This window comes from Gordonia sp. (in: high G+C Gram-positive bacteria), assembly GCF_049299075.1.
Lineage (GTDB): Bacteria > Actinomycetota > Actinomycetes > Mycobacteriales > Mycobacteriaceae > Gordonia.
On the sequence record NZ_JBAQWU010000346.1, the window covers coordinates 1 to 3,838 of the forward strand.

At 54.7% G+C, this 3,838-nt stretch carries 4 protein-coding genes and 1 pseudogene; 2 read left to right on the forward strand and 3 right to left on the reverse strand.

Annotated elements, in window-relative coordinates; translation table 11 throughout:
* A partial coding sequence (locus WAW85_RS10960; RefSeq protein ID WP_422559645.1) for a helix-turn-helix domain-containing protein occupies nt 1-234 on the reverse strand: 234 nt, incomplete at its 3' end.
* 171 nt (nt 235-405) lie between these two features.
* Between WAW85_RS10960 and WAW85_RS10965 the strand changes: the two genes are divergently transcribed.
* Nucleotides 406-591: an integrase core domain-containing protein gene (locus tag WAW85_RS10965; RefSeq protein ID WP_422559646.1), complete on the forward strand. Its 186-nt coding sequence runs from the start codon at nt 406-408 to the stop codon at nt 589-591.
* A gap of 76 nt (nt 592-667) precedes the next feature.
* Nucleotides 668-898: pseudogene (locus WAW85_RS10970) on the forward strand (transposase); the annotation flags it as partial.
* Nucleotides 899-1,059: 161 nt separating this feature from the next.
* Here the strand turns inward: WAW85_RS10970 and WAW85_RS10975 are convergent.
* Entirely contained in the window at nt 1,060-2,379 is a 1,320-nt protein-coding gene (locus tag WAW85_RS10975; protein WP_422559647.1) for a 5-methylcytosine restriction system specificity protein McrC, read from the reverse strand.
* Nucleotides 2,380-2,585: 206 nt separating this feature from the next.
* On the reverse strand, nt 2,586-3,838 hold a 1,253-nt coding region (locus WAW85_RS10980; RefSeq protein ID WP_422559648.1), incomplete at its 5' end, for an McrB family protein.

The following is a 3,838-nucleotide window of genomic DNA, read 5'->3' on the forward strand; positions in this document are numbered from 1 at the left end:
AGCCAGCACCGTCGCCGGCATATCCGGGGTTTCGGCCAGCAACTCACGCACCCGCGCCTCGAACGGCGTGAACGACGTCGGCGCCGCAGACCGCTGATACTTCGGCGGCTCATGTGACCCGACAGCCTTGATCACCGTCGTCCTGCTGATCTTCAACTGCTCGGCAATCCGCTTGTTCGGCACACCATCAGCGGCCAGCCTGCGGATCAACGCCCAATCTTCCAAAGTGATCACCCTCCAATCGTCGGCAGAGTGTCCACTTTTCGAGCGCCGTTAGTGTTCAGTTTTCAAGCGCCGTCGACACGAACCTCACCTACGCACTCTTAGATCCGAAGAGCCCTCAATCCGGAGGAGGCACTCACGACCTGATCTCTCCGGAAATCCCGGGATGGATCAAACAGCTGGATGCGGCGAGAGCTGCTCAACCGAAACCACTGGACGTGCCCGCTCGAAGCGCAGGTCGCGATCGGCGACTACAAGCAAGAGCACAACACGCGGCACCGGCACTCCTCATTGGGCTACCTGACGCCGAACGAGTACGCTGCCCAGTGCAGGCACACCCACACCCCGGTGGCCTGCGAGATCGACTGAGAACGGATTCAACCACCCGGACTTCAGAGCGAAGTGGACCGACTATCAGGACCTGCCAAAGGAGATCCAGAAGGGCGTGCCGCCCGGCCTCGAGAAGTTGACCCAACTCGGCCGCTCCCTGTGGGCTCGGCGCACAGAGATCCTGGCCTACTTCAACGTCCGTGTCTCCAATGGACCAGTCGAAGCGATCAACAGCCGCCTCGAACACCTCCACATAATCGCCCAAGGATTCCGCAACCTAGACCACTACATCTTGCGGTCCCCACTGCACTCCGATCAGCTCGCCGAACGGGTCAACGCACTCTGAAATCCGAAGAGTCCTCAAAATGCACCGCCGGCCAAATCGGTCATCGATGGGCAGGGCGCAGAGACAATGAACGCATTTCGCTGTCGCCGTGCACATGCTCAAAGCAACAGAAAGAAACCGCTGTGAGGATCGCCCTTATGACACATACCAATAGGACACCTCTATATATCGATTTCATCCTCAAGCCACCGAACAAACTTTAGCACGGATTCCTCCTCGATATCGACCATTCCGGGGCGCGGAAATGGTAAGGACCAAACTGCGACCGTACTCCCCAGGCCGGTACTTCCGGACATCGCGTCGGTACGAACCCGATCCTTAGCGAGAAGTTTAGAACACCGACCTTCCACAACAAACACCGACGGAACCTTCAGAATAGAAGCGTATGCGAAGCATTGGTACTGATCAGCCATCGATAGCTGACCAGCGATCGTCGCCGGCATGTCCTTCCCGTTCTCACGCCTGCGTTGAAACTTGTACTTTGCATCCACCACCGCAAGTCTTCCCACTCGAGTTGAACGCTCTCGCCGAGCCTCCAGAATTATATCTGGAAACTTCGTTGCGCCATGCTCAAATATCATCAAACTAGTGTCTTTTCGACGATTCTTTACCAGCCAATCCAAACGAGCGGAGCCCAAAGAACGGACAATGAGCTGCTCCCACACCGATGAAGTAGCCACCTTTATCTCAGCCATCGAGTCTTGACCCTTCAAATCAAGGCCACCGACCGGATAACGATGAAGAACTATGCATCTCGACAGGCGCACAAGATTCAACATTCCATACTTCGCATAGACAGTATCAACCACAGGCACCGCAAGAATCGCGCTGACCGGATCTACAATCGTCACCGAGTCGAGAACCGAGTCCAGCCGACCCGCTTGGGTGCCCAATGCAGGAGCCTCAGCCTGACCTGACACCAACCGTAACGCGGCCCGAACTAACCTCCATACAGGTGTATCGTCAGACAGATCGTCAAAGACACATGTGACTGAAATTAGACCCCTTGCCTCACGTTCCACCAACGCGCGAGAATCGACGCGTCCCCGGACAACCTGCAATGATTCGCTAAACGGCTGGAACTCTGACCGCTTCCTCCTTAGACAATAACTGAGCTCGTCCAAGAACGCCTTAAACACAACCTGTTCCATTACGGGAACGTGTTCGATAAGCCTTTCCAACAAAACAGTTTCGGAAGGCGGAACAATCGTGTCGAGGTCGTGAGTGCTAGCTAGAATCGTCCACATGGCATGTATCTGGTCATTCTCGGCAAACGGACTGGTCCGATCATATCCAAGTATCTGAATGTCGCAGCCCTGGCCTGGCGCGACCACCTCCTCCAATAACAGGTCCGCGAATCCCAACTCGTCCGATTCGACAGAATCCCCAATTCTAGCCTGCGCACGGCCGAACGCGTACCTGCGCACAACCTGTGCATACTCCACAGGAAGAGCCAGAAAATCCCCCTCATAAAGGACCACAGACAACGGATCACTGCCACGAGAACGCACAGCTGAATACAGATTCAAATGCCTAGGTTTCGCTTGTTTCCCAGGGGAATCAGGTCGCCATACCTTTGGGAGGACATGGACGACGACAGACGGGCCATTCGCAACACTTATGAGTGCTACTCCGACACCATTTCCCCGCCTCGACGCACGTAACCAGCCGACACCTCCTGGAGACATTAACTTGTCGCCACGTCCGAAATATTCACGTCGATATCCGACGGGTCGATCTTTTCGTCGCTAGCGCCGTGAAGCGGGTCTGGCTCGGTTTCATCGACAACCTCGCCGACAACTTCACTATCTACCCGCTGCACGACCGGTGTGGCGCCAAGGCCTTGGCCCAGCAACACAATCTCCCATTCACCCCCGGGATACTCTATAGGAAGATCAAACACCCGACTGATAGTGTCAGAATCTACCGCAAAAATCCGAAATACTTCGGCAGTTTGCTTAAGAATATCGTATTGAACCCATGAAATCCCATCCGCCGAGCACCCGCCAGTCTCCCGATCAAACAACTCATTGGCGAAGAAGTAGGAATGTCCAACCTCAGCATCGGGACCGATCTCTGCCCTCAGTCTCGAATTGAGTTCGTCAAACCAAGACACAAGCTCATCGACAATCCGCGAATCACCTGCTTCAATTTCAGCCGGAGCTAAAGTAGAGAGGATCGCATCCCGAAGGTCATCACCCGACATCGGGCTCATATGCTTGCGATGAAACCGACGTTGTAACGCCAAGTCGAGCGACCCTACCGATCGATCCGTCGAGTTCATCGTTCCAAGGATGTGCAGGTTGTCGGGAACCACAAGATAGGGGCCATGTTTGTCATCACTCATCAGCAGTCGAATCGAAGACTCAGTCCAATCTGCGCCTACCGGCCCATCGCCCGGATGATTGTCAACAGCCACCCGCTTCCCCGCCTCGATCGCGAACAATAAATCACCGAGCACCCGAGCCGTGGGCGCCCGATTTATCTCATCGATGAATAGCAGGTGAGGAGTTGGGTACTCCGCCCACGCGCGTTTGCATACTTCGACAAACACACCGTCCTGGATGGCAAAGTTGCGATCTCCATCAATCCTCAACCCCCGAACAAAGTCCTCGTACGTTGACGCTGGATGAAATACTATAAACTCCACCCGACTGGGCGCACCCTCTTCTAAGCAATTATTGTAATATTTCGCAAGCGCACCGAGGAGATATGATTTTCCACTTCCCGCGACGCCTTCGACTAGCACGTTCTTCTTCGTGGAGAGAAGTCGAATTACCTCGCCGACAGTCCCAGAATATTCCTCGTCGACACAATCCTCGATAACATCAATTATTCCAAATAGTCGTTCTGCATTCGACATTTCCCACTCCTTGGGCGCCGTCTCGCGGATAACTCCTTGCCCAGCAAGGAGCTTTAGTGCCTGACTGACCGTCCGAC